Here is a 2,742-nt window from a genome sequence, read left to right as displayed (position 1 = left end):
TTTTCAGTGCCAGCAGGGTATTTTCTGGAGCAATAGAGCGTGCCCCACGATGGGCACAAACATATCCTGTAGCGGAGAATCGATCGAAGAAGGAATTCACTCATCTTCCTTACTGAAATAATGGTTGATCATGATTAGAAAAGCACCCGACCTTTATATTTTATCCTCCTCACCGGCCAAGAAGTTGGCACAGCGAATCATGTCCTCGACAAGTTCATATTCGGGCAGTCCTATCCGACGCCAGTTGCTTACATCGATCCGATCCAACACTTCCGAATGCTCACCTGTCGTCCCGCGTGCCTGACAGTTGCGTTCGCGACACAGACGATCAATTGCCTCGAACCCAATCGTTTCGATCAGTTTCGGAACCATGATATGCACGCTGCCGCGCATTCCTGTTCCAATATTGGAAGGACAACAGGTTACAGCACCAAATTTCGGATGCATCATAAAGGCTTCATCAATGCCCGTTATGGCTTTCACGCCCTCCTCAATAACTTTCGCCCCAGCACTCAGGCGTTCGAAAACGGCCTTTACGTCGCCACCCATCTCCATCGAAATAATTCTGAGATGATCCCCTTCATTCACCCAGTTGATGAAAGTCTTTGCTTTGTTCAGATAGACACCTCGGCCATGGGGCCAGTGTTCATGGTAGCCACTAGCCGCCTGCATCCGATCCTTACCGCGAAAGAGAAAGTGGTCATCGATCAATGCTTGCCGCTCTATATCAGAGATCTTGGTATGCAGAAAAAGCTCTCCCGCAAGGTCGGAATCAGCCGGAATTCGCGCATAGACTTTAGCCATCAGAGCTGCAACATCTTCGCGACTTTCACGTGAGCCACCCGGGTTCAACGGAAACATCGATAGATTGCGGGCGAGCCTGATCCGAGTCGAAGCAATCTTTTCTTTGGCACTATCACACAGATCGACTGTGATTCTGGCTGGATCCATCCGTTCGGAGGGGGCACCCTGCGGCGGACTTCCCTTTTCCATCGAGAACCCGGTGTGGTATTTTTCAATGATTGGATAGAAAAAATCCCTAAAATCATCGTAGGACTCCCTGTCACCAGCATGACAACCAACAAAACTCTCAGGATACATGACACCCGTATTGATTGCTCGCGCCAGCGTCCACTTGGCGGGGCCACTGCTGACCACATCTTGGTACTTGACCCAAACTTCAGGTGTGCATACCTGCGCACAAAGCGAGGTATGTTCGGCCGTACGCGCCGCTGTCAGCTTCTCAGCAGGATATTCGTTTTTAGCGAGTGATTCATCAAGCTTCAAATCGTAGTCAGGATCATAACCAGGCTTTTTTCCAAATAACATCTTCTACCCTCCTTGATAATTGCAATCAAACAGACCCAATAATTTATCTAGTCAATAACTGTTGAAACGATAAGTATCAAAGGCTGTCATCTTCTTCCAACCTGTATCTACCACACACTCTACAATGTCAAAGTTCCCAGTGTTAACATACTGATATGGAATATCAACATAGATGCTTTGGTGGCATGAATTTACCGTTTTTCTTATAGTCGTAATAAGCTCTCCTCTTAAAGGATCTAAGATATCTCCAATGTTCTTATAGACTTCGCACACTGTCCCGACAGAACCAGAACGCCAAAACACCAATTCATCTATGCTAGTATTTTTGTAGTGGAAATCAATTTTCAACTTATTGTTGTCAAAGTATCCTGTCAAAACGACTAAATCTATTGCTTTTGTAGAGTTATCACGCCCACCCCTACTTATGCTTCTCGTTGAAATACTCTCTGACGATGACCTGTGCATACCCTCATTCGCAATAACAAAACCGCCGCCTTTTCCAATAGCTGATCCATCTCTATCCCTGAGAATATCGGTAACGCTATCGCCATAAAGCGATGATCTGCTATTTTGAGTGGTGATGGTTCTTGTTTTTGGGGATTTGTTTTTTTTGCGGATTTTAAAATCATTGAGAAGATTATAGTTTTTCCAGAGCCCTTTCTTCTCTAATTTCGCTTTTTCTTGAAGGTTTTTCAGAGTTTTACTTGACGCTTTTGTTATCCTACCAAGCCCAGTGGCAACAAAAACAATGGGAATACTTTTACCGCTTGCAGGGGTCAAGTTGGCGATATCATTATGTCCGCGTAGATATTTGATAAGCACCGGCTTGTTGTTGATAATTTTCTTAAGCAGTTCCTTTGCTTCGACAAAGCACAACTGACCGGTACGTGGGGACTCATAACCAGCAATACGAATAGTCCTGTGCCCGGTTTCGGTGTCGATAATAACTGTACTACCATCAACAACACTAATAACATTAGTTTTAATTTCACTGGCAAAAGATGAGTATGCTGTTAGGAAAATCATCAGAATTGTTGCACTGAGTCGCACGAGTTCCACCCTCTCTAATTCAGCGATAGAAACATAATTACAACTAAACGATAGCTGAATATATTTGAGAGTCAAGAACATGAATTGATGGAAAGCTTAATTCACAAAAGTGTCAAATGAAATCTTGGCAGATTCTCTGTCAGAGTATTAGCAAAAGTATTAGCAAAACTTGGAAAGCTAAAAAAGGGGGCTCTACCTCAAAGAAGGGGGATAAAAAAATCCCACATAAAAAAAGGCATACCAAAACATTTTGATATGCCCCATAAATTGATCAAATTTCCAACCAAAGAAAGGAGATCAATTTATGGAAAGATTATTAACAGGTTTAGTCGATTTTTCAATCAAAAAGGTGCTCAGCGTAAG

Annotated in this window: 2 protein-coding genes; both read right to left on the bottom strand. The window is 43.6% G+C overall.

From position 1 onward, the window contains the following. Positions 1-153: 153 nt before the first annotated feature. Complete coding sequence (locus KAH81_10180; GenBank protein ID MCK5834020.1) at positions 154-1,329, bottom strand: arginine kinase; 1,176 nt, start codon at positions 1,327-1,329, stop codon at positions 154-156. A gap of 51 nt (positions 1,330-1,380) precedes the next feature. Then, complete coding sequence (locus KAH81_10175) at positions 1,381-2,460, bottom strand: hypothetical protein (GenBank protein ID MCK5834019.1); 1,080 nt, start codon at positions 2,458-2,460, stop codon at positions 1,381-1,383. Between the last annotated feature and the right edge of the window lie 282 nt (positions 2,461-2,742).

The organism is bacterium (assembly GCA_023145965.1).
In the GTDB taxonomy this organism is placed as follows: Bacteria; UBP14; UBA6098; order UBA6098; family UBA6098; genus UBA6098.
The sequence above is the reverse complement of the archived record's forward strand: the minus strand, read 5'-3'. Positions and strand labels throughout refer to the sequence as shown.